The organism is Rhodococcus sp. NPDC054953 (genome assembly GCF_053609225.1).
Genome location: NZ_JBSGXD010000035.1, coordinates 11771 through 35323, shown reverse-complemented (window position 1 = coordinate 35323; position 23553 = coordinate 11771). Strand labels below are relative to the sequence as shown.

The following is a 23553-nucleotide window of genomic DNA, read 5'->3' as shown; positions in this document are numbered from 1 at the left end:
ATCCCCGCCGGCGTCCTCGGCGCGGCCGGCCTCCCGCCACACCGCGACCGCGTCCGCCGCCCGCCCCTGCGCGGCCGCGACCGCGTGCCCCCACCCGGTGAGCGCGTCCCCCGCCGCCGTCATCGCGTCGGCCGCGGCGTGCCACAGGCCCGGCTGCCGGTCGTACACGGCGTCGAACGCGTCGGCGGCGCTGCCGGTCCAGCCCGCGGCGTCGACGGCGGCGAACGCGTCCCCGGCCCCGGCGATGCCGGACGCCAGGTCGGCGAGGACGGCCGCCGCGTCGGCGATCGCCGCCGGATCGCCGCGCACCAGGTCCCGCGGATCCTCCGACTGCCCGAGCTCGAGCTCGTCGACGGCGCCGCCGGTGGCGTCGGCGATCCGGTCGCCGAGCCCGGCCAGGGCGTCCGCGACCGGGTCCGCGCCGGCGCCGCGGGCGAGCCGTGCCGCCCCGTCGAGTCCGGCGTCGACGGCCTGTCCGACCGTCTCGGCGGCGGATTCGGCGGTGTCGGTGAGGAACTCGCCCGCCGCGTCGGCGGCGCCGGTCGCGTCGTCCCAGGTGTCGCTGAGCCAGCTCACGGCGCCTCCCCGGCGACGATGCCGGACACGACGGCCGCATCCGCGCCGATCGACCGGTACGCCTCGGCGAACGCGTCGACGCTGTAGTCGGGGCTGCGTACGTGGTTGATCGGGTTGTCGGCGAGGGTCTCGCCCCAGCCGCGGGCGGCGATCTCCGCCTCGCTCAGGTGCGGGTTGCCGACGACGTCGGACCACACCGTCTTCAGCATCGTCGCCGCGGCCTGCTCCATGTCGTGGTAGCGGCCCGCGTTCAGGTCGAGGGTGCGGGCGATCGAATTCGCGGCCTGCACCAGATACCGCACACCCCACGACCACCGTTCGACGCAGGCCTCGAACGCGGTCTGCACGTCGCGGTGCCCGGCCTCGAGCGGGGACAGCGCGAGCAACGAGAATCCGCGGCCCGACGCCGCGGTCTCCCCGATCCCAAGGTCGGCGAGCACACCGGTGATCGCGGTGATCCCGGCCGCCGCGTCGACGAGGACCTGCGGCTCGACCCGGAGTTCGCCGCTCACCGCGCCGCCCGCGCGGGATCCAGGAACGCCCCCGGCGCCGTGTCCGGCGGGAACGCCATCGGTGTTGGACCCGCGGCGTCGACCACGACGCCGGTCGGCCGGGGCAGGGCGGCGGCGATCTCGTCGAGGACCCGGCCCCCGGGCAGCGCGCGGTATCGGGCAAACGCCGCGGCGCCGCGCGCGTCGAGGTAGGCGGCGTACTGCGCCTCGCCGGTGAACACGCACAGCCAGTCGACGCCGCGGACGGTACTGATCAGCAGCCGGTCGTCGGCGGTGACGGGCAGCAGCACCGGCGCGTCCCGCAGCGCCGCGGTCAGCTGGCCCGGATGCCCGAATCCCAGCCGGAATGCCTCGATCTCGGCGCGCCACCGCGCGCAGCCGTCAGCACTGTCCCCCACGTCAAGCCCCCCGGATCGCTGCGCTCCCCCACGGCGCGCCCGGTCAGCATAGCGGCCGGCGGGCCCGGTCCGCCCCCGGCCGGTCAGTGCGTGCGCGTGACGGCGCGAACGTGTCGGTCGCCCGTGACACGATGGCCCCGCACGATCGGCAGCGACGAGAGGAGGCACAGTGTCGGCAACCGGCGACGTCCACCGCCTCCAGCGAGAACGCCACTACAGCTCCGGCTGGTCCCTGCTGCGCTCCGACAATGCGCCCGCCGTCCTCGCCCTGCTGAGCAGGCACTTCGACCACGGCACCCGCCGCCTGCCGGCCCCGGAACTGTTCGCGCTGCTCGACGCGGACCTACAGGAGCTGCGGGACGCTGGATTCGATCTGCCCCGCACCGGGCAGGGCTACTGCGCCGACTGGGTGCGCGCCGGATTTCTGCTGCGCCGCAGCAGCGACGCGGCACGGGAGGAGACCCTGGAACCGACCGACGGGGCGTTCGCGGCGATGACGTTCGTCGCCGGCCTTACTGGGCAGGTCAGCACGGTGACGGAGTCGCGGCTGACGACGCTGTCCGCGCAACTGCAGGCCCTCGCCAGGGACTCCGACCCCCGCAGCGAGAGCAGGCTGGCCGCGTTGCGTGCCGAACGCGACGAGCTGGACCGGCAGATCGCGGCCGTCGAGTCCGGCGACTTCCCGATCCTCGACGGGGCCAGGGCCGTCGAGCGGTCCGCCGAGATCCTCGCGCTGGCCTCCGAGGTGCCGGGCGACTTCGCGCGGGTCCGGGCCGGATTCGAGGACCTGAACCGGGACCTTCGAGCCCGCATCCTCGACGACGACACCGACCGCGGCGACACCCTCGGCGACGTGTTCCGCGGTGTCGACCTGATCGGCCAGTCCGACGCGGGCCGCAGCTTCACCGCGTTCTACGACATGATCCTCGACCCCGCCCGGTCCGCGCAGCTCGACGACTGGATCGACGCGATCCTCGACCGCCCGTTCGCCGCCACCCTCGACGCCGACCAGCGCCGCCGCTTCCGGACGCTGCTCACCGAGATGGAAACCGCTGCGTCCGAGGTTCATTCGACGATGACATCGCTTTCCCGTTCGTTGCGCCATTTCGTGCAGTCCCGCACCTACGAGGAGCACCGGCGGTTGCAAAAACTGCTGCGGGCAGCGCAGCAGCAGGCGGTGGCGGTCGCGAAGGTCCGCCGCCCGTTCGACACCGTCGGCCTGGACCTGGTGCGGATCGGCATGGGCATCGAATCGGTCGCTGCCCTGCGACTGCACAATCCGAGCGACGACCTCGTGACCGAGCCGGTACGGACCGCGGAGCCGGGCGTGGTGGACCTTGAGGACCTGCGCCGCCTGGTCCGCGAGTCGGAGATCGACTTCGACGAACTGACCGGAAACGTCGCCGCCACGCTCCGCGACCGGGGCCGCGCCTCGGTCGGGGACGTGCTGCGCGCGCATCCAGCCACCCAGGGCCTGGCCAGCGCGGTCGGGTTGATGGTGCTCGCCACCCGGCATGGGCACCGCGTCGACGAGGTCGAGGAGATCGGGTGGACGTCCGCGGCGGGCACCGAACGCCGCGCCACGATCCGGCGGCTGCTGTTCGATCCGACCGCCGATGAGTTCACCCGCCGCGCAGGCCCGCCGTCCGCGACCGCCGCCGACCGGCCACTCGACGTCCCGATCCAGGAGGTCACGCCGTGACCGAGACCGCCGCAGCCGACGCCGATCCGCCAGCCGATCTCGAACCGCCCACCGCCCGCTATCCCGGCGACACCGGCGACCTGGACCTGCCGACCCGCCGCGCCCTGGTTCAGCTGCTCAAGGGTCCGCTGATCACCGCGGCGAAACACCCGGAGGTGTGGCGCACCGTGGTCCGCGAAGAGCGGCTGCTGCGGTCCCGGGTCGCGGACGTGTTCCTCGACCTGGTCGTCGACGACGAGAACGAACTCGCATTCACCCGGCCCGCGGACACCGGCGACCTCGACACCCCGACCGTGCTGCGTACCGAACGACTCACGTTCATGGACACCGTCATGCTGCTCGCGCTGCGGCAGCGGCTGCTGCGGGCCCAACCCGGGGAGCGAGTCATCGTCGACCGCGACGAGATCGCCGAACAACTCGAGATGTACCGCGCGGGCGGCGACACCGACCCCGCCGGCTACGCGAAACGGGTCACCGCGTCGTGGACGAAGCTCGGAAAGTACTCGCTGCTGTCAAAGACGAGCACCGACGACCGGATGGAGATCTCCCCGGTGCTGCGGCAACTATTCGACGCCGACCAGGTCGCCGCCGTCGACGCCGAGTTCCGCCGGATCGCCGAGGAGGAGTCCCCGTGACCACCATCGCGCCAACGCCGGTGCATCCCGGCCAGCGTCGCCTCGCCCGCGTCCAGGTGGTGAACTGGGGGACCCTGCACGGCCACCACGATCTTCCGGTGGCCCGCACCGGCTTTCTGATCACCGGCAACTCCGGCTCCGGCAAGTCGACGCTGATCGACGCGATCTCCTCGGTGCTGATGCCCGGCGACCGGGTTCAATTCAACGCCGCCGCCCAGGAATCCGCCAAGTCGGGTCGCACCCTGGTCAGCTACGTGCGCGGCGCGTGGCGGCGGGAGGCGGGCGTCGACACCGATGGCCTGGTCACTGCCTACCTGCGCGACGGCGCCACCTGGAGCGCGGTCGCGCTGACCTACCGCACAGGCAGCGACGAACCGCCGGTCACGCTGGTCAAGCTGATGCACCTCGGGCGCGGGCAGAACGCGGTCGCCGACGTCGGCCACCTGCACCTGATCCTCGACCAGGAACTGGACCTCACCGAGCTGGCACCGTTCGTCACCCGAGGAATCGACACCCGCGGCATCCGCAAACGCTGGCCGGACGCGACCGTCAACCCGTCCTACGGCCCGTTCGCCCGCAGTTTCCGCTCCCGCCTGGGAATTTCGACGGAGAGCGCGCAGCGGCTGCTGCACCGCACGCTGTCCGCGAAGTCGCTGAGCAGCCTCGACCAGCTGCTGCGCGACTACATGCTCGACACCCCCGGCACGTTCGACATGGCCGACCGCGCGGTCGCGCAGTTCCATGACCTGCGCGACGCGCACCGCGTCGTCGTCGACGCACGGAACCAGGTCGACGCCCTCGCCCCGCTCGACGCCCTCGCCCCGCTCGACGAGCTCGCCGCCGCTCGCCGCACCGCGCTCACCACGCGCCGCGACACCGACGAGGAGACCGCGCACCTCGACGCGGTCCGCGCCCAACGGTCCCTCGAGCTGCTCCTCGGTGAGCAGACCGAAATGCGGGCCCGCACACCGCTGCTCGAGGCGGGCGCCGTCGAGGCCGCGGACGCCGCGCAGCGGGCCAGGCAGGACACCGTCGACCTGAGCGTCCGGATCGAGGGGGTCGACGGTGGACGCCTGTCCGTCCTGACCGCGCAGCGGGACGCCGAGGTCCGCACCGTGGCGCGGGTCCGGGCCCGACGCGACCGGATCGCACACGCCGTCACCGCGTGGAACGGGGCGGTCCCCGCCACCGCGGAGGAGTTTGTCGTCCTGCGCACCCAACTCGAGGACCAGCTCGCGCACGCCGCCGACGGGCACGAGGACCGACTCGGCGAGCGCTACCGGATCTCCGACCGGCGGGCCGCCGCGGCCCGCGACCGCGACCGCCTCACCGAGGACCGGGAGGCGCTGGCCCGCCGCCGCTCCAACATCGACCCCGCACTCCTCCGAGTCAGGGAGACCCTCTGCGCGGCAACCGGGCTCGGCGAGGACCAGCTGCCCTTTGCGGGCGAACTGATCGCGGTCCGCGCCGAGCACACCGAGTGGACCGGGCCGATCGAGCGGGTCCTCGGCGGTTTCGCCCGGACCATGCTTGTCCCCGAGGACACCTACCCGGACGTCGCCGCCGCGGTGGACGGCACCCACCTCGGCGCCCGGCTGGTGTACCGGCGGGTGCGGATCACGTCGGCGCCGACGACGCAGACCGGGCCGTCGTCGCTGGTGCGTCGCGTCGACGTCGCCACCGGACCGATGTCCGGGTGGATCCACCGGCATCTCGCCGACCACTTCGACTACGCCTGCGTCGATTCCGTCGACGACCTGCCCGACCACCCGCAGGCCGTGACCCGCGCCGGGCAGGTCAAGCATTCCGCCGAGCGGCACGAGAAGGATGACCGGCGCCGCGTCGACGACCGCAGCCGCTGGGTGCTCGGCTTCGACAACGAGGCCAAGCTCACCGACCTGCGCCGCCGCATCGGCGACCTCGACGCCACCGTCACCGCGCTGACCACCCGCCTCGATGACCTCGACCGCCGCGACCGGGACCTCGCCCGGCAGAACCAGTCCGCGCAGACCGTCCTCGACGCGCAGTGGACGGACATCGATCTGGCCGCCGCCGAGTCGACGTTGGCCGCCCTCGACGACCGGCTGGCCGGCTGGCAGCAGGACAATCCGGAACATGCCGCGCTGACCGCGGCACTCGACCGCGCCCGAGTCACCGAGACGGAGGCCGCGGCGGCACGATCGAACGCCGAGGCGGCGCTCACGATGCACGTGAAACAGCTCGACGAGCTCGACGCGAAGGTGTCCGAGGCCCGGGACGCGGCGACCGCGGAGGTGCCGGACGCCGTCGCCGCCCGCATCGACGCCCGCTTCGCGAAGGTGTCCCGCAGGTTGACGTCCGCAAACATCGACCGCGCCGTGTACACGGTGAGCCAGGCCATCGCCGACGAGAACCGTCGCGCCCAGCACGACCTGTCCACCGCGAACACGCGGATCACCGGCCTCCTGACGAAGTACCTGGCGCGCTGGGAATCGCGCGCCGGGGAGTTGCGCGCGGATGCCGACTACGTCGACGACGCCCTCACCGTGTTGGCGCGACTGCGGTCCGACGGGCTGCCCCAGTACGAGGACCGCTTCTTCCAGTTGTTGCACGACCAGTCGGTGCGCAACATCGGCGAACTGGCGCGCGCGATCCGCAAGGCGCCCGGCGAGATCCGCTCCCGTGTCGACCCGGTGAATGTGTCGCTGCAGCGGTCCGCGTTCGACACCGACCGGTGGCTGCGGATCGACGTGCGGGAACGCCGCTCCCCCGCCGCCACCGAGTTCCTCGACGACCTCAACGCGATCAACAGCGGCGCCTGGGACGACGAGGGGCGACCGGCCGCCGAGCAACGGTTCGCGCGAATGTCCGCGGTTCTGGACCGGCTCGCGTCCGGGGAGCCCGCCGACCAGCGCTGGCGTCGGCAGGTCCTCGACACCCGCCTGCACGTCGGGTTCATCGGCGTCGAGGTCGACGGCGATGGGGAGGTCCGCAACTATCACGACTCGAGTTCCGGGCTGTCCGGCGGTCAGGCGCAGAAGCTGGTGTTCTTCTGCCTCGCCGCGGCGCTGCGCTACCAACTCGCCCCGGACGGCGACGGCGTGCCGCGGTACGGGACGGTGATCCTGGATGAGGCCTTCGACCGTGCCGACTCCGCCTACACCCGGCGCGCGCTGGACGTGTTCACCCAGTTCGGCTTCCACATGGTGCTCGCAACCCCGCTGAAGCTGCTGCAGACCCTCGAGGAGTACATCGGCGGCGCGGCAGCGGTGAGCATCCGCGACAACCGGTACTCGCAGATCGCGCTGATCGGCTGGGAGGACGACGCACCCGGAGCACCCCGCGCCGAGCCGGCACCGGGCACGGACGCCGCGAGTGAGACCGGCTCCGCGGCCGCGGGCCCGAACCCGGTCGTGTCCGGGTCCCCCACCGACGACGGCGCCGACCCCGCGTGACCGGCCGCGTCTCCCCGCCCGCGGTCGCGGAGAAGGCCCGCGCCGCGTATACCTCCCGACGCCGGCGCTGGCTGACCGATCCGGCTGCGGCGCAAGACGATTCACTGTCGGTGGCACTGCACCCACCGTCGGAGGCGACTGTCGCCGCCGACCCGGACGCGATCCGCGAGTGGGTGCGGGTGTGGCGCGGCCACGACGGCGCAGGCGACGTCGAATGGGTGACCCGACGTTGGCCGAGTTTCGGCACGCAGGAGGTGCCGATGCGGGTGGTGCTGCGCGGCGCCGCATCCATCGCCGACGCCGCGGGCCGCGCCGACGAGTGGCGGCGGCTCCTCGCCCGCCGGGCGCGGCTGCTGACGCTGGCCCCCGACGCGCCCGACCTGCCCGCCGCTCTCGCGTCCACCGCCACCGCGTGGGATGCGCTGGACGAGACCGACTTCGACCGGCTCCGCGGGTCGCTGCGGTGGCTGCTCGAGCATCCCGCGTCCGGGCTGCTGATCCGGCAGCTTCCAGTGCCGGGGGTGGACACGAAGTGGATCACCCGGCACCGCGGGCTGACCGAGACTCTGCTCACCGGGATCCGCGGTGACGGCGTGCTCGGGGTGCGAACGCTGCCACGGCTGCTCGACGTCGCCGTCCTGGACCGCGGTCTGCTGCCCGGCGCACCGCGGGTGTTCGCCGCGTCGATCGACGAACTCGCGACCCTGCCGCTGCGGCCAGCGACAGTGCTGATCCTGGAGAACAAGGAGGGCGTGCACGCGCTGCCCGACCTGCCCGGCACGGTCGCGGTGCACGGCGGCGGGTACGCCGTGCACGAGGTGGCGGCCCTGCCGTGGCTGGCCGGTACCGCGGTCCGGTACTGGGGCGACCTGGACAGTCACGGGTTCGCGATCCTCGATCGGCTGCGCCACCACCTGCCCGGTGTGCGGAGCGTGCTGATGGACCGCACCACCCTCGACCGTTGGGGTGGCCTCGCGGTCCCTGAACCCGCCCCGGCCACCGGCGACTTCACCGCCCTCACCGAGGACGAGGCCGCCACCCTGGCGATGCTGCGGAGGCAGGGTCTGCGACTCGAGCAGGAACGCATCCCGTGGCCGTACGTGCTCGAGCACCTCGACGACGCCCCCTCCCCCTGACCGCTGTGGTCGCCGACCACCTGGGCCGGTCGACTCAGTCCCGCCAGTACCCCATCCACTCGTCCCACTCGGGACTGTCGGTGAGCGCGGTGTCCGCGCGCGCCAGCTCGCGCAGGCCCCGCACGACCCACTGCAGGTAACGCAGGTGCAGCGCGTCGGCGTGCGCGCGGGGGCCGGGGAGCGGCGGGCGCAGGTGCAGCAGCAGCTGCATCACGTCGGCCGCGGTGAATCCCTCGGGGATGAGGCGCAGCGCGCGGTCGTGGGCGATGAGACGCTCCAGCCCGGACCGCAGGTCCTCGGACGCGGCGGCGAGCTCCTCGTCGATGAGCCTGCCGACGTCCGGCGGTCGCAGGATCGGCCCGGTGGCACCGGTGATCTGCCGGGACAGGAAGGTCGCGACGGCGCCCGACGGTTCGCCGCCGCGCGCGGCCTGCGCTGCGGCGGCGCACTCGTCGGCGACGGCGTGGACGAGGAGCCCGGCCTCCCGCACCCCCTGCAGGTGCAGCGCCCCGACCAGGTCCTGCTTGGTCGGGTAGCGCCGATAGATCGATCCGATCCCGACGCCCGCGTGGCGGGCGATGTCGGCCATGGAGGCGCCGTGCCCCTGGGCGGAAAACACCTCGCGGGCGGCGGCGAGCACGGCCAGGTCATTGGACCGGGCCTCCCGCTGCCGGCCGGACAGGGGACGACCCGGTTCGGAGGACGCGTGCATGGCGCTCAGTGTAGGGGCCGCTTCCGGCGTGCTACTTTCAATCGGAACGAACATTCCGTTCCGATTGAAATCTGAGCACGCGCACCGAAAGCGAGCACGCCATGCCACCCGAGACGATCCCCGACCGGACCGAGGCCGCGGCGCCCGCGGCCGTCCCCGACCATCACCGGGTCGCGCACCCCGGACTGTTCATCTTCGCGTTGAGCGCGGTGGTGTTCGCGTTCTCGCTGATGCAGACGCTCGTCGTGCCCGCCCTGCCGACGATCGGCCGCGACCTCGGCGCGACCGCGCAGGGCACCGGGTGGATCCTCACCGCCTTCCTGCTCGCCGGCGCGGTGCTCTCCCCCGTCGTCGGAAACCTCGGGGACCGATTCGGACACCGCCGCGTGCTGCTCGCCGCGGTGCTCGTCTTCGCCGCCGCGACCCTCGTCGCCGCGGCGGCCCCGAATCTCGGGGTGCTGCTCGCGGCGCGGGTGGTGCAGGGCGTCAGCACCGCCACCTTCCCGTTGGCGCTCGCCCTCGCCAGGGACCTGCTGACCGGGCGGCAATTGGCGACGGCATTCGGCTGGATTCCGGGGATGGTGGGCCTCGGCGCCGGCATCGCGCTGGTGCTCGGCGGGGTGGTCGTTGACGCGTTGTCGTGGCGGTGGCTGTTCGTCGTCGCCGCGGCGCTGATCGTCGCGTCCGCCGCGGCGGTCGCGGTGTCGGTGCCGCGCGGCGGGTCGCCGCGGGCGGCCGGATCGACCGACTGGCCCGGGACGATCCTGCTCACCGCCGGACTCGTCGGCGTGCTGCTCGCGGTATCGCAGGGCGGCGCCTGGGGGTGGGCGTCGCCGTCAACGATCGGTGTCGGCGCCGCGGGTCTCGTCCTGCTCGGCCTGCTGATCCGCGTCGAATTGCGCAGCGCCGCACCGGTGGTGGACGTGCGGACCTTTCGGCACGGCGCGCTCGCGCTGGTCAGCGTGCTGACCGTCGTCATTGGGTTCGTCCCGTACGTCTGCTACGTCGCGCTGCCACTGCTTCTGCAGGCGCCGACCAGCACCGGATACGGGCAGGGCATGAGCGTGACCGTCTCGGCCGTGACGATGCTGCCGAGCGCCGTCATGGTCTTCGTCGGCGGCCGGGTGACGCCCGCGCTGGTCGCCCGGTGCGGCGGTGGCGGCACCGCGGTGATCGCCGCGGCGGTGATGGCGGTCGGTGCTGCCGGGCTCGCGCTGTGGCCGACCACCTGGGGCGTGGTCGTCGGGTTCGCGGTCTTCGGCATCGGCAACGGGATCGGGTACGCGATCTGCGCGCAACTCGTCGTGGCCCTGTCGCCTGCGGCGGAGACCGCCGCCGCGGTCGGCCTGAACAGTGTGGTGCGGACGGTCGGGTCAGCGGCCGCGGCACCGGTGGTGACGGCGGTGCTGGCGATGGGCGCCGTCGCGGGCCACCCCGCCTACCCGTACTCGCTGGCGTTCTGGGTGGCGGCGGCGGCCAGCCTCGTCGGCGTCGCGGCAGCGGTCGCCCTCGTCGCCCACTCCCGTCGGGCCTAGGACCCAGACGTTCGGAGCCGCCCCGAGCCGTCGTGTCGGTGCACGCCGGTACCGTCCGCATCGACGATCGTCACGCAGGAGGGGGCCCGATGTCCGACGGACAGGCATTCGACAGCGCGGTCGACGGTGCGTGGCGGGAGTTCCGCACCGCCCTCGCCGACCGGCTGGCGCTGCTTGAGCACGACGACACGCTCGTGCTCGGGGCGCTGTCGGTGGACCGGTCGACGCTGCTGGTGACGGTGGACTTCTGGCGGGCCGGGATGCACCTCGTCTGCACCGCCCGCCACGACGATCTCGCCGTCGACAGCGTCCTGTTCGACGCGGCCCGCGCGGGCGGGTGGGACGAGGAGCCGGGGCACCCGGACCAGGTGACGCTCGAGGTGCCGATCCGGCAGGTCGACCGCGCGGCCGCGGCATCGGTGACCGTGCTGCGGGACATCGCGGGCCTCACCCATCCGAGCTTCGTGCACGCCCGCACCGGCGCCGGCCCGGCCACCCTGACCGCGGCGATGGCGGACGCACCGGTCGAGCCGGCGCCGATGACGCTGCCCGAACTGGAGCACCCGGCCGACCCGCGCGAGCTGCGGGAGGCGGTCGCGCGGACGCTGACCTGGAAATACGGCACCCCGCCGATCACCGACGAGGACGACGACTTTCCCGTCACCCTCGACGGATTCGCCGGATATGTGCTCCCCCATCCGAAGCAGCCGCAGGTCCGGATCCTGGTGCCGCTGCTGCGGGAGGTCACCGGACGCACCCGCGCCGCCGAGGTGCTCGCCGACCTCAACGCGGAGCTGACCTTCATCCGGCTGACGCTGACCGCCGATCAGATCAACGCCGTCATCGACCTCCCCGGGTCGCCGTATGCCGGCGCGCAGCTGAGCGATCATCTCGACCGGATGACCACCTTCCTGCGCACCCTCGACGACCGGTTCGAGCGGCGGCTCGGCGGCAGATTCTGTGACGACTCCCGCGCGGCGGCGCGCGCGCAGCCCGACCGGGACTCCGCCGACGACCTGCCAGCCGGGCTGCTCACGCTGATCCAGTTGGACGCCACCGAAACCGGGACACTCGATGCCGGTCAGGTCGCGCAGGTGTGCGACCACGACCGGGACACGATCCTGCGCTACCTCGACATCTGTGAGGAGCAGGTCTACGAATGGCGGGAGTCGGGTGTCGCGGCACGCGGCGCAGGCGACGACGAGGAGGCCGGGGCGTGCGATCACGAGATGGCGGGCTGGCAGGCCACCGTCGACTCGCTCCGCGCCGCCCTGCGGGTGGTCGCGCTCGGCCCGCCGAGCCCGCGCCAGATGGAATTGTTCAACACCGACCAACCAGACCCGTTCGACTGACCGCGACCGGTTGCCGACCTCGGGTGGGCGGGGTCAGCGACCCGGATCGATCGCCGCGAACCGCTCCTCGCCGCGCTGCTCCGCGGCCGCGTACCGCGCCTCGATCCGCTCGAACACCTCCCGCATCGCCTCCACCTCCGCGATGTGATCGGTCAACGCCTGCACCATCGAATAATCGCCGCCGACCGCCTTGCGACTGAACTTCGTCGCCAATGCGATGCCGCTGGGGAAGGTGCCGAATCCGTCGAGGCGGCCAAGGGAGTATGCCTTCTCCCGAAGTGCAACAAGGTGATTGACGAATTCTGCGCAATGCACTGCACAGCGGGCAGCTGCACCTCGATCCAGGAGGAGTCGTCCACTATCTGCGTCCTCCGCCAGGGAAGACCATTCCGCACTGTCGTTCATCGAGACTCCTTGTGCTACTTCGGAAGATGCGGCAGCAGGCCTTTGACCAGGCCGAGAACTTCGCCGCACACATCACCGACGTGTGCGCCGGGCGCGGCAATCGACAACGAGAACATCGCGGACGTGCCAGCGACCACTGTCGCCACATCACACCTAGTCTGCTGCACATCGTTGACGTCCCGGAACGACAAAGCCGGGCGGCCGTCAAGATCGACCGACCGGAAGTCGACGAAGTCGGGGTTCCGTCGAATCTCGTCGAGAGTGCGTCCGGTCGCGTAGACGGTCAGGAATTCGGATTCATCGTTGTTCCATCCGCATATGTTCCATCCCGGCTGGTGCACCCCGAGAATGTCCCGCGACTCGGTGGCCGGATCCATCCCGACCGCACGGATCGCGTCGTCTGGAATGTCGTCGCACGGATCGAACGCCGGGTTGCTGGCGGTGGGCTGCTCGGGCCCCGCCTCCCCGCTGACCGTGCCGCACCCGGCGACCGCCACCGCGGCCGCCGCGAACAGCAGTATCCCCACCGTCCTCATCCGTCACACCCCCATGCAGAATGTCCGCTCACAGTACCCAGACGCGGCGGGTCCGCTGCTGGTTCCGTCCGTCACTCGGCACCGTTGTTGTCGGCCGGGCACGCTACCGTGGTCGGCGACCGCTACCGCGCTCACCAGCGAAGAGGAACCATGACCGACCAGGACGACCAGCCGTTGCAGCTCGACGGGGCTTTCGCCGTCGCCACCGAGGACCGCGACCAACTGCACACGCTGTGTGTGCGGGCATTGACCGAGTTGCTCGGCGAGGCACCGGAGACCGACGAGGACGGTGACATCGTCATCCCCGTGCACGGCTTCGGGGTGTTCGTCACGGTCGCCGACGACGGCCCGCAGTTGCACGTGTGGGCGTCCCTGCTCGACGGGCTCACCGACGGCGACAAGGCCGCCGACCAGCTGGTCGGGCTGGCGCACGAGTGGCCGCGGCTGCGCTTCGTCCTCGACGACGGGCACCTGCTTGCGTCGACGATCCTGGACGCAGACCCGTTCGCCCCGCAGCACCTGCTGAATCTGGTCGACGAGCTGCACGACCTCACCCACGAGCTGGACGACGACTTCGCGGCCCGGTTCGGCGGCACCCTCGACTGCGATGCCGACGACGACAGCTACGCCGGTGAGTGCGGCGCCGGCGGCTGCGGCTGCGGCGACTGCGGGTGTGGCGACGCAGCCGAGGCCGGAGATCTCGGGGACAGCATCCCGGTCGGCGCCCCGCAGCAGTAGCAGCGGCAACCACCGGACCTGCGGCCGGTGCGGCACCCTTCGGGGCGCCGCACCGGCCGTCCCGTCAGACCACGTTCCACAGGTAGCGCCCCTCGGGTTCGTCGATCCAGCCGCGGATCAGGTCGATCGCCCGGTTGCGGAACGCCGTGGTCGGGCGCACCGCGACCCGCTGCGCCGGGTCGAACGCGATCCAGCCCAGCTGCACGGTCAGCGCCGCGACCAGTCGCTGCACCAGCCCGAACGTGTGGTCGGCGTCGTCGAGTCCGGGGTCGGCGAGCAGCCCGATCCGGACCGCATCGTCGATGATGGTGACCCGCAGCCCGATCGCCGGGTCGACCAGTGAGGCGAGTCCCTCGAAGTCGCCGTCCACGACGCCGGGGTGCACGGACCGCACGCAGTCGGCGACGAGTTCGGGCAGCGTCGGATCGTCGGCCCTGATCCGTGCGAACTGGTTGCGGCCCAGGTCGAATGCCGCGTCGAATTCGCGGTCGAGTTGGTAGTCGTCGTGCCGCGGCACCACGAACACCGCGTATTCGACGGGGGCGGGTCCGTTCACCTCCCGCACCGCCACCTCGTTGTCGATCACCTCGATGCACCACCGGGCGCCGTCCTGCCCGGTCGCGACGACGGTCCCGGTGAGGGTGTGGTCGAAGGTGAAATGTGCCAGCTGGGGAGGGAATTCGCAGGCGCTCTCGTAGCGCATCTCGTTGCGGAGGAACGCGCCGGGCCGCAGGAACGTGTCGATCAGGTAGGTCATCCACCCTGACGAGCGGTAGAACTTCTCGTGGCCGTTCCATTCCAGCGCGGAACCGTCCGCGGTGGGCACCCACTGGCAGTTCAGCGCGGGCTGCCCGTAGGGCGGATTGTTCTGTAGCGCGATGTCGAGGTGCTCGTCGGTCGCGTCGCCGAGCGCGTACGGACCGGCGGGCCGCCGCATCCTCCGGCTCCGCGCGAACCGGGTCAGATAGTCGCGTTCCGCCTCGTTCAGCGGGGGATCGATCCGGATCTGGCCGGTGAATTCGGTGGTGTACCCCATGTGCGCCTCCCCAAGGTGTGTGTACCTGGTTCGATGCGCCGTCCCCGGCTACGGTTCCCCCGACTTCCCCGGCTGTGGACAATCAGCACGCTCACCCCAGCCGCAGCCCGCTCGCCCGCCGCACACGCCGCCGCACGCCGGCGCGGACGGCGTCCTCGGTGCCGATGATCCGCACCCGGTCCTTGGCCCTGGTGATCGCGGTGTACAGCAGTTCCCGGGTCAGCAGCGAGGACCGTTCGTCGGGGAGGATCACCGACACGGTGCCGTACTGGCTGCCCTGGCTGCGGTGGATGGTCATCGCGTACACGGACTGCACCGACGAGATCCGGCTCGGGTGCAGCAACAGCGGGTCCCCACCGCGACCGAATGCGGCGACCAGGTCGCCGCCGCCTTCCTCGCCGTTGCCGCCCCGCACGACGACGCCGGTGTCGCCGTTGTAGATCTTCGCGTCGTAGTCGTTGGCGGTCACCAGCAGTGGGCGGCCGGCGGTCCACGCGTCGGGGTCGAGGCGGTGCCCGGTCGCGGTGCCGATCCACTCCAGCGACGCCCGTTCCCACCACGCGACGCCGAACGGTCCGTCGCGGTGCGCGCACAGCAGTCGGTGCCGCTCGGCGAGTTCCAGTGCCGCCGCCACGTCCCCCGCCTCGGCGGCGGCCGTCACCTCCGCTGCGGTGTCGAGCACGTCCCGGCGCAGCGCGTCGAGGTCGTCGGGGGCCAGGAATTCGATTCGGTCGCTGCCGGAGTTGAGCAGGTCGAGGACCCGGTCGGGTTGGTCGTCGCGGACCGCGTCGGCGAGGGCCCCGATCTCCTCGTCGAATCGCCACCCGCGGGTGAGCCGGACGATGCCGCCGCGCACCCGGTCCCGTTCGCCGTCGTCCCACCCGTCGGCGTCGAGGTCGGCGCCGACGACGGCGGGCAGCACGGGATTGGCGGCCGCGGTGACGGGCCGGTCGACGAGGTCGGCGAGAACGGCCCCGGCGTCGACCGACGCGAGCTGGTTCGGGTCGCCGACCAGGATCAGCCGGGCCTGCGGTCGTAGCGCCTCGAGCAGCCTGCACATCATGGTCAGCGACACCATCGACGTCTCGTCGACGACGATCACGTCGTGCGGCAGGTGGTTCCCGGCGTGGTAGCGGGGACCGCGATGGCCCCACCCGAGCAGCCGGTGCAGCGTGGACGCGGACAGCGATTCCGGCAGCGCGAGCCGGTCCCGGTGCTGGTGCACCGATTCCTGCAGTCGGGCGGCGGCCTTCCCGGTCGGGGCGGCGAGCCCGATCCGCAGCGTCGGCCCCTGCAGCCGCAGCAGCATCGCGAGCACCCGGGCGACGGTGTGGGTCTTCCCGGTGCCGGGACCGCCCGCGATGACGGCGGTGCGGTGGGTGGCGGCGACGGCGACCGCGACCCGCTGCCGGTCCGGCGCGTGCTCCGGAAACAGGTCCGCGAGACCCGCGCGCAGTTCGGCCGCGTCGACGTCCGGGTGATCGCCCGCGCGGGAGTCGAGCACCCGCCGGACGGTGTCCTCCTGCCGGTGGTACTTCTCCAGGTACAGCAGCGGGCCGCCGACGGTGTCGACGAGCCGCAGCGGCCGCAGCGGGCCCGCCTCGCCGCCGACGACGAGCGGGCTGACCCGCAGCGCGGCGAGCAGGTCCGCCGGGTCGGGCCACGGCAGCGCGTCCAGGTCGACCTCGGTGCCGTCGTCGGCCGCGACGGCGTCGACGCCGATGTCGCGCATGCCGCCCACGTCCAGGCACACCGATCCGGAGCGGACCGCGCGGACGGCCAGCGCCGTCGCCAGCACCGCCGCCTCGGACGTCTCACCGGCGAGCTGCGCGAGCCGCACCGCGACGTGCACGTCCGCGGCGCCGAGGACACCGGCCTCGTTGAACACCCGCAGCGCGCCCTTGCCGCGCTGCGCAATCCGCGCGTCGGTCATGGTGTCTCCCCCCTCGGATGAAGGACACGTTCACCCGGTCTGACGGGCTGAAGGTTCCCTTCACCCGGGTCCGGGTGGCCGGCGAGCAGGTCGGACAGCCGGGTCACCAGTTCGGCGGGCGGGTGCCAGTCGAATACGCCGCACCCGGCCGGGGTGTCGGGTCCGGCCATGCCGCGGACGAACAGGTACTGCACGCCGCCGAGGTGCACCGCCGGGTCGTATCCCGGCAGCCGCCACCGCAGGTAGCGGTGCAGGGCAACGGAATACAGCAGGGCCTGCAGCGGGTAGTGCGAGCGCATCATCTCCGCGGCCATCGAATCCCTGGTGAAGTGCGCGGTGCTGACGTCGCCGGGCGCGATCCGGTTGGTCTTGTAGTCCACCACCACGAACCGCGGACCGGGAAGCCGCAGCACGGCGTCGATGCTGCCGGTGAGGTAACCGCGCAGCGGCGCCGCCCCCAGCTCGGCCAGCAGATCGGGGTACGGGGCGAGCACATCACCGGCGGGCAGGTGCCTACGCAGCAGCGTCACCACGCCCGCGAGCGTCACCCGATCCGCGGCGTCGCCGTCCGGCGCTCGGACCGGATGGTCCAGCGGCAGTTCGAAGTCGAGTTCCGGCAGCCGGTCGGCAGGCGCGATCGAGGCGAGGGTGCGGCCCACCGCCGGAGCCGCCAGCGGTGTCGCGAGGACCGGCATCAGCGCGTCCGCCAACGCGTCCGGGTCGACCCCGGAGAATCCGGCGGTCACCTCGTCACGGCACCGCTGCCGCACCTCGGCGGCGAGGTCCGCGGCGGCGGTGTCGACGTACTCGAGGACGGCGTGCACCAGGGTGCCGAACGCCGCGCCGGCGGGCAGCCCGTTCATCGGGGACGGCAGGTGCCCGCCCGCGTGGTCGGCGGCGGGCACCGTCAGCGGCGGATCCTCCGGTTCGTCGCCGAGGTCGGGTTCCTCCGGCTCGCTCGCCGCAGGCGCGAGCGCATGCGCGGCCGCGGTGATCGCCGTATAGGAGGTGCGGCGCCAGTCCGCATCCAGCGCGCGGTCGAACCGGGCCGCGGTCAGTGTCTCCGCGCGCTCGGCCTGCGGCGCCCACGTCCCGGCCAGGACCGGGCCGGGCGGCACCGCCTCCACCCGGATGCCGGGAACACCGTCCGCCCACCGGGAGAACTGGTGCGCCACCTCGGGATCCGCGGGGACCCGCAGTCCGCGCGGCACCTCGGCGGTGCCGGGGGCGCGGGCGAGCAGCATCCGGTGCAGCGGCGCCGACGACGTCGACGCGGACGGCGCCCACCACAGCACCAACGCACACTTGGCGCGGGTCAGCGCCACGTACAGCAGCCGAAGCTCCTCGCCCGCCTCCTCCTCGTCGTGCCGCCTGCGCCGATCTCCATAGTCGGGGCCGTCGGGGCCGCCGACGTCGAGGATGCGGGTGTGCGCGTCGTCGTGCAGCAGCAGCCGGTCCGGGGTCGGGTTCTTCGCGGCGTCCCACCCGTACGGCACGTACACGATCGGGTATTCGAGCCCCTTGGTGGCGTGCACCGTCGCGATCTGCACCGCCGCGGCGTCGGAGTCGAGGCGTCGGCTGCGGTCGACGGTCCCGGACGTGGGGTCGCGCATCCGGTCGGTCAGCCACCGGGTCAGCGCGGTCAGCCCGAGGCCCTGCCCGACGGCGACCTCCCCGAGCAGCTGCGCGATGTGCCGCAGGTCGGTCAGCCTTCGTTCCCCGCCGACCCGCCCCAACAACCGCTTCTCCAGCGCGCCCCAGGCGGCGAGCCGCTCCACCATCGCCGCGAACCCGGCGGTCGCGAACACCCGCGCGAACTCGCGGATCCCGCCACCGATCCGCGCGACCAGCTCGTCCCCGCCCGCGTCGAGGTCGGTGGCGGTGCGGCCGAGCAGCGGCGTCAACGCGGCGAGCCGCACCCGGTCCGCGCGGTGCGGCTGCTCGAGCGCCTGCAGTACCCACAGCCAGTCCTGCGCGGCGGGGGTGACGAACACGCTCAGCCCGCCGACCGTGACCGCCGGGATCCCGGCCCGGTCGAGCGCGTCGTGAACGAGGGTGATCTGCCGGTTGGTGCGGACCAGGACCGCAACGTCCCCGGGCAGGACCGGACGCGGCCCGGCACCGAGCGGGTCGTCGGCACCGAGATCGATGACGGCACCGCCGTCGACAACCCCGCCGTCGCCCACACTGGCGGCACCGCCGTCGCCCACACTCGCGGCACCGCCGTCGCCGGGTCGCGCGCCCGACACGAGCCGCACGATGTCCGCGGCGACGTCGTCGGCGACCCGGGAGCGGAGCGCGGCGACGGCCGGGAACCCGCTCTTGCCCAACGGTCCGGCGCCGGCGCGGGTCAGGTGCCGCAGGCGGATCGGCGGAACCCTCGTCACCCGTGCGGGTTTCACGGCCGACACGGGATGCACGACAATGCCGGGATGCCCGAGAGCGGCCCCGCCCTGCACATGCGCCAGCGCGGCGAGCAGTGGTCGGTCGCTGCGCCAGTTGGTGGTCAGTTCGAGGGTGCGGGACTCGGTGACCGCGTCCAGGTAGGCGAACACCTCCGCGCCGCGGAACGCGTAGATGGCCTGCTTCGGGTCGCCGACCAGGATCAGGGTGACGTGCTCGTGGAAGGCGGCGCGCAGGATCCCCCACTGCTGCGGGTCGGTGTCCTGGAACTCGTCGACCAGCACGACGTCGTAGCGTTCCCGGACCCGGCGGCGCGCGTCCGCCCCGTGCTCCGCGTCGGTGAGGACACCGTGCAGCAGAGCGGGCAGGTCATCGAAGTCGCGGACGCCCGCCGCGCGTTTACGCCGACACACCTCGTCGCGGACATCCTGCGCGAACGCGACGGCGTCACCAGCGGCGGCGGTGCCGCCCATGTCACCGGCCGTCCCATCGGCGCCGGTCGGGGCGAGGACGGCCTGCGGGTCGAAAATGGCGGCCCGTGCGGCCTTTCGGGCCTCGTCCGGGGACAGCGACGGCTGCGGTTCCCTGCCGAACCGGGCGAGGTACAGGTCCGAGATGGTCTGGTCGATCAGCTCGGTGGCCTCCTCCACGAGCTCGGTGTCGGGGTCGCGCTCACCCGCGATGCCGATGCCGTCGAGCATCCGCTGGCAGAAGCTGTGGGTGGTCGCGATGGTGGCCGCGTCGAAGTTGGACAGGGCCTGCAGCAGCCTGCGGCGGCGCAACGCCACCGTGTCGGGGTCGGCGGCCGCGAGGAACGGCACCAGCGGGTCGCTGCTCGCCGCCGGATCGGCGAGCCCGGCCGCGACACCGGCGAACCGGTCGCGGGTGCGTTCGCGCAGCTCCTTGGTCGCGGCGCGGCTGAACGTCACCAGCAGCAGCCGCTCCGGGTCGACGCCGCGTTCGGCGACGTACCGGACGGCGAGCCCGACGATCGCGTACGTCTTGCCGGTCCCGGCGCTGGCCTCGAGCACCGTCGTCCCGGACGGCAGGTCACCGAGCAGGTCGAACGCGGCCCGGTCCGCGCCGGGGGCGTTCACGACGCACCCATCGTCTCGGCGGCGAGCAGCGGTTCCCACAGCGCGCGGGCCAGGTCCCCGAACCGAGTGCCCTCCGTCCCGCTCGCGCGGGTCGCGGTGAGCACCGTGAGCGGGGCGTCCGCGCCGTACAGGTACGTCACGTGTCTGTCCTTCCCGTCGCCGAAGGCGCTGCCCCATTCCTTGGCCGCGGAGTCGAGCGCCGACTCGACCGCGTCGCCGTAGGCGCGGCGCGCCGCATAGGCGGCGGTCGCCGCGGTCGCGATCGGGAGCGGCGCCCGAAGGCCGCTGTCCCGCAAGGTGATCAGCGAATCGAGCTGCGCACGCGCGTCGGCGGGGGCGACGAGGTGTGATCGCCACGCCGTCGGCCGCCGCACCGGCCCCTTGCCGATCGTGTCGGCGCGCCACCGCCGGTCCGGTTGGGCGGCGGACAGCGCCAGCAGCTGCACCCAGGCGGTGAGCCGATGCTTCGGACCCAGCTTGGAGAAGGTGGTGCGGGCGACGACGTCCTCGTGGACGCCGTCGACGCTGCCCGTCAGCCGGCGTCCGTCCCCGAGGTCGAGGTCGACGTCGACGGTGCCGGGGCGTCCGGGCATCCGCCCCGCCGACGCCAACACCCGCACCGCCTCCTCGATGCCCTCGAGCGCGCGGCCCCCCAACGCGGCAGGGGGCAGGGTGCCGCGGCGCCACTCGGCTGCCCGGAAGTCGGCGACGGCGGTGGGGAAGTCCCGGTCGTCGGCGAGGATCGCGGTGAGCATCCGTTCCCCGATCGACCACCTGGCCAGCGAGTCGAGCTCCAGGTCGAGGGCATCGGCGATCTCCTCGTCGAGGTCCGCGATCCGCACCCCGAGCCGCTGCCGGAGGAACCCCTGCGTCGGGTGCACGACGAACGCGATCAGCTCGGCCAGGTCCACGTCCCCGGGCGCCAGCGCAGGCAGCGGCTCGGGCAGGAACCCGCGGTCGGGGGCGGCGGGACGTTGCGCGGACATGGCCCCGGCCAGGGCGGCGGTGTCGAAGCTGAACGGGCGCGGGCCGCGGAAGTTGCGGGCGTCGAACGGCTGCAGCGGGTGCGTGGTGACCACGGCCGCGGGCCGCCCGACCATCGCGTCGAGCACGTCCCGCACCTCGCTGAGCGGGATGGCAGGCGGCCGCGTCACCCCGCTGACGGGATCCATCCCGGTGTAGAACAGCAGCAGCCGCTCCCCCGCAGCGCCGATCGCGTCGAGCAGCAGCTGCCGGTCCTCGCTGCGCGGATCCCGCTCCCCCGGCAGCGGGGTGCGTCCGAGGACGTTGTCGCCGTCGACTCCGGGACTGCGCGGAAATGCCTCGTCATCGAGGCCGAGCAGCGCCACCACCCGGTGCGGCACCGACCGCATCGGCACCATCGTGCACACCGTCAGCTCGCCGGTCCGGAAGTTGGACCGGGTCGGCCTGCCCGCGAGCCGCGACGCGAGCATCGCCCGCACGTCCGCCAACCGCAGGTCGGCCGCGCCGTGCTCGATCGCCGCCGCCAGTTCCCGATGCGCCTGCCCGAGCTGCCAGGCGTCCCGCTCGCGCACGTCGACGAGCAGGTCCAGCGCCCGCGTCAGCGCCGCTCCCCACGCCGGGGCCGGTTGCGGGCCCGCGAGCCCCCGCAGGGACACGTCGAGTCGGTCGACGAACTCGGCAAGCTTGCCGGTGAGGTCGATGTCGCCGCTGTCCACACCGTCGAGTGGGAGGGTGAGGCCCAGCCATTCGCCGCCGGTGTCGTCGGTGGCGGCGCCGAGCAGGATCCGGTCCAGCGCCGAGCGGACGGTGTTCTGCGGGAAGTCCGGCAGTCCGTGGGCGGCGCGTTCACGGGGGCCGATGCCCCAGCGGGCGCCGGCCGCGGTGGCCCACTCCCGGAGACGTTCCAGGTCGTCGTCGGAAAACCCGAACCGGCGGCGCACCGGCTCGGCGGCGGCGAGATCGAGGATCTCGCTGGCGGTGACGCGACCGTCAGCGAGGTCGAGGAGGGTGGCCAGCACCGCGAGGACCGGATTGGTCTGGTGCAGGGCACGATCCGCGAGCCGGACCCGCAGCGCGTGCCCGGGATGCCCGATGCCGTCCTGCCCGAACGCGGCCCGGATCAGCGGCGCGTAGGTGTCGACGTCGGGGCACATGATCAGCACGTCGCGGGGTTCGAGGTCGCGGAGCTCGGTGAACAGGTGCAGCAACGATTCGCGCAGCACCTCCACCTGCCGGGCCGGGCCGTGACAGGCGTGGATCTGGATGGTGGTGTCGCAGTCCGCGGGACTCGGTGCGCGGTCCGCGGCGAGGTCGTCCTGCAGGCATCCGAGGAGGGTCGTGGGGCGCGGCGCCGCCGGGTGGTGCCGGTGCACGACGTCGTCGCGGCGCAGCCTGGCCTGCAGCTCGCGGACGTCGCGGCCGAGGCTCGCGAGCAGCGGGTGCGTCACCTCAAGCCCGCTGGTGTCGGCGGCGCGGGTTGGCGCGGGAACGGACCGGTCGAGGGCGTCGAACATGGTCGGGCTCGGGTGCGGAACCCACAGGTGCACCTCGCGATTGGCGGACAGCGCGTCGAGCACCTCGAGTTGCGCGGTCGTGAGGCGGGTGGGGCCGAACACCGAGATCCGGTCCGGCAGCCCGGCGATGTCGGGATGCGCGCGGATCCTCGCGCAGGCCGGGCCGAGTCGCTCCGCCGGACTCGCTGCCCCGATCCGGTCCCGCAGCCTGCGCCACAGCTGCGACTGCCAGGCGAGGTCCGCCGCCAGCGCGGCCCCTGCGCCGTCGTCGTCGCGGCCCGCGGCCCAGGCGACGAGCATCGCGGGCCGCTGGTCCCCGTAGGAGCGGAACAGTTCCGCGAGGTGCGCGGCGGTGCCGTAGCGGCGCCCGATCCGATGCCCGCCCGCGTCGCCGTGCCCGAGGTGCCGGGCCAGGACCGCCGCCCACGGTTCGTCGAGGCTCACGTCGACGACGTCGAGCAGTGTCCACAGGACCCGCGCCGGGTGCCACGGGTCGGCGTCCGCGTCGGTCCCGGACGCCGCGGCCAGCGCCTCGTCGACGAGCCGGGTCGGTGACGGGAAGTCGATGTTCGCCGCGACCCCGTCGACACCGTCCGGTGCGGCACCGAGGGAATCCGAAAGCCGTTGCGTCAGCCACCGTTCGACGCCCTTGGCGGGGACGGCGATCACCTCGCGGGTGAACGGGTCGGCGAGGGGTGCGGCGAGAATGGCCGCGAGGGCGTCGGCGAGCGTGTCCGAACGCTCGGCGCGGTGCAGTGTGAGCACGTTCCCCCCTCGATCGGTTCGGTCGAGTCAGGGATACCACAGGCGACCGACACCGCCCCGTCGGCCGCGCGCAGCCGGCGCCGCATCACCCCCGACGCCGCCGGGACGGCCCCCGACGGGCGCCCGCACCGACACCCGTGTGCACACCCC

Annotated in this window: 17 protein-coding genes; 7 read left to right on the top strand and 10 right to left on the bottom strand. The window is 73.1% G+C overall.

The window, feature by feature from the left end:
• From ACWF62_RS19120 to ACWF62_RS19110, 3 genes are all read right to left on the bottom strand, one after another.
• On the bottom strand, positions 1–576 hold a 576-nt coding region (locus ACWF62_RS19120), incomplete at its 3' end, for a putative T7SS-secreted protein (RefSeq protein WP_452631007.1).
• A complete protein-coding gene (locus tag ACWF62_RS19115; protein WP_378569998.1) occupies positions 573–1088 on the bottom strand; it encodes a WXG100 family type VII secretion target in 516 nt (171 codons plus the stop codon). The genes ACWF62_RS19120 and ACWF62_RS19115, both read right to left, overlap by 4 nt.
• Positions 1085–1486 (bottom strand): SseB family protein, encoded by a 402-nt coding sequence (locus ACWF62_RS19110; RefSeq protein ID WP_452631005.1) that lies wholly within the window; start codon positions 1484–1486, stop codon positions 1085–1087. Before ACWF62_RS19110 ends, ACWF62_RS19115 begins: the two co-directional genes overlap by 4 nt.
• Before the next feature lie 169 nt (positions 1487–1655).
• Here ACWF62_RS19110 and ACWF62_RS19105 point away from each other — a divergent pair, with 169 nt between their 5' ends.
• The 4 genes from ACWF62_RS19105 to ACWF62_RS19090 all read left to right on the top strand — a co-directional run bounded on the left by ACWF62_RS19105 (position 1656) and on the right by ACWF62_RS19090 (position 8393).
• Positions 1656–3188, top strand: a complete 1533-nt coding sequence (locus tag ACWF62_RS19105; protein ID WP_452631003.1) for a DUF3375 domain-containing protein — start codon at positions 1656–1658, stop codon at positions 3186–3188.
• An 80-nt stretch (positions 3189–3268) separates the two neighbouring features.
• A complete protein-coding gene (locus ACWF62_RS19100; RefSeq protein ID WP_452631011.1) occupies positions 3269–3823 on the top strand; it encodes a DUF4194 domain-containing protein in 555 nt (184 codons plus the stop codon).
• Between the two features lie 5 nt (positions 3824–3828).
• A complete protein-coding gene (locus tag ACWF62_RS19095; protein ID WP_452631009.1) occupies positions 3829–7257 on the top strand; it encodes an ATP-binding protein in 3429 nt (1142 codons plus the stop codon).
• Positions 7254–8393: a DUF3322 domain-containing protein gene (locus ACWF62_RS19090; RefSeq protein ID WP_452631001.1), complete on the top strand. Its 1140-nt coding sequence runs from the start codon at positions 7254–7256 to the stop codon at positions 8391–8393. The genes ACWF62_RS19095 and ACWF62_RS19090 overlap by 4 nt, the downstream gene beginning before the upstream one ends.
• A gap of 34 nt (positions 8394–8427) precedes the next feature.
• Here ACWF62_RS19090 and ACWF62_RS19085 read toward each other — a convergent pair whose 3' ends face one another.
• Positions 8428–9105 (bottom strand): helix-turn-helix domain-containing protein, encoded by a 678-nt coding sequence (locus tag ACWF62_RS19085; RefSeq protein WP_378506776.1) that lies wholly within the window; start codon positions 9103–9105, stop codon positions 8428–8430.
• A gap of 101 nt (positions 9106–9206) precedes the next feature.
• Between ACWF62_RS19085 and ACWF62_RS19080 the strand changes: the two genes are divergently transcribed.
• On the top strand, positions 9207–10640 hold the full coding sequence (locus ACWF62_RS19080) for an MFS transporter (protein ID WP_452630999.1): 1434 nt from the start codon (positions 9207–9209) through the stop codon (positions 10638–10640).
• A gap of 89 nt (positions 10641–10729) precedes the next feature.
• Complete coding sequence (locus tag ACWF62_RS19075; RefSeq protein WP_452630997.1) at positions 10730–11992, top strand: T3SS (YopN, CesT) and YbjN peptide-binding chaperone 1; 1263 nt, start codon at positions 10730–10732, stop codon at positions 11990–11992.
• Positions 11993–12025: 33 nt separating this feature from the next.
• Here the strand turns inward: ACWF62_RS19075 and ACWF62_RS19070 are convergent, their stop codons facing one another.
• Both ACWF62_RS19070 and ACWF62_RS19065 read right to left on the bottom strand, forming a co-directional pair.
• Positions 12026–12397, bottom strand: coding sequence for a hypothetical protein (locus tag ACWF62_RS19070; protein ID WP_378506773.1), 372 nt, complete (start codon positions 12395–12397; stop codon positions 12026–12028).
• A gap of 14 nt (positions 12398–12411) precedes the next feature.
• The gene (locus ACWF62_RS19065; protein WP_452630995.1) at positions 12412–12894 is read right to left on the bottom strand and encodes a DUF3558 domain-containing protein; all 483 of its coding nucleotides are present in this window, start codon (positions 12892–12894) and stop codon (positions 12412–12414) included.
• 189 nt (positions 12895–13083) lie between these two features.
• Between ACWF62_RS19065 and ACWF62_RS19060 the strand changes: the two genes are divergently transcribed.
• Positions 13084–13671, top strand: a complete 588-nt coding sequence (locus ACWF62_RS19060) for a T3SS (YopN, CesT) and YbjN peptide-binding chaperone 1 (protein WP_378506771.1) — start codon at positions 13084–13086, stop codon at positions 13669–13671.
• Between the two features lie 64 nt (positions 13672–13735).
• On the opposite strand, the gene ACWF62_RS19055 is transcribed toward ACWF62_RS19060, so the two are convergent.
• The 4 genes from ACWF62_RS19055 to recC form a co-directional block, all read right to left on the bottom strand.
• Positions 13736–14707: a hypothetical protein gene (locus ACWF62_RS19055; RefSeq protein ID WP_378506770.1), complete on the bottom strand. Its 972-nt coding sequence runs from the start codon at positions 14705–14707 to the stop codon at positions 13736–13738.
• A 91-nt stretch (positions 14708–14798) separates the two neighbouring features.
• Positions 14799–16640: an exodeoxyribonuclease V subunit alpha gene (recD, locus tag ACWF62_RS19050; RefSeq protein WP_452630994.1), complete on the bottom strand. Its 1842-nt coding sequence runs from the start codon at positions 16638–16640 to the stop codon at positions 14799–14801.
• Entirely contained in the window at positions 16637–20179 is a 3543-nt protein-coding gene (locus ACWF62_RS19045; RefSeq protein ID WP_452630992.1) for a UvrD-helicase domain-containing protein, read from the bottom strand. Before ACWF62_RS19045 ends, recD begins: the two co-directional genes overlap by 4 nt.
• Positions 20137–23403: an exodeoxyribonuclease V subunit gamma gene (gene recC, locus ACWF62_RS19040; protein WP_452630991.1), complete on the bottom strand. Its 3267-nt coding sequence runs from the start codon at positions 23401–23403 to the stop codon at positions 20137–20139. The genes ACWF62_RS19045 and recC overlap by 43 nt, the downstream gene beginning before the upstream one ends.
• Positions 23404–23553: the final 150 nt, after the last annotated feature.

Excerpts from the sequence above, each read along its gene's own strand:
- ACWF62_RS19085 (WP_378506776.1), bottom strand. The coding sequence starts at position 9,105 with ATGCACGCGTCCTCCGAACCGGGTCGTCCCCTGTCCGGCCGGCAGCGG.
- ACWF62_RS19080 (WP_452630999.1), top strand. The coding sequence starts at position 9,207 with ATGCCACCCGAGACGATCCCCGACCGGACCGAGGCCGCGGCGCCCGCG.
- ACWF62_RS19075 (WP_452630997.1), top strand. The coding sequence starts at position 10,730 with ATGTCCGACGGACAGGCATTCGACAGCGCGGTCGACGGTGCGTGGCGG.
- ACWF62_RS19070 (WP_378506773.1), bottom strand. The coding sequence starts at position 12,397 with ATGAACGACAGTGCGGAATGGTCTTCCCTGGCGGAGGACGCAGATAGT.
- ACWF62_RS19060 (WP_378506771.1), top strand. The coding sequence starts at position 13,084 with ATGACCGACCAGGACGACCAGCCGTTGCAGCTCGACGGGGCTTTCGCC.
- ACWF62_RS19055 (WP_378506770.1), bottom strand. The coding sequence starts at position 14,707 with ATGGGGTACACCACCGAATTCACCGGCCAGATCCGGATCGATCCCCCG.
- recD (WP_452630994.1), bottom strand. The coding sequence starts at position 16,640 with ATGACCGACGCGCGGATTGCGCAGCGCGGCAAGGGCGCGCTGCGGGTG.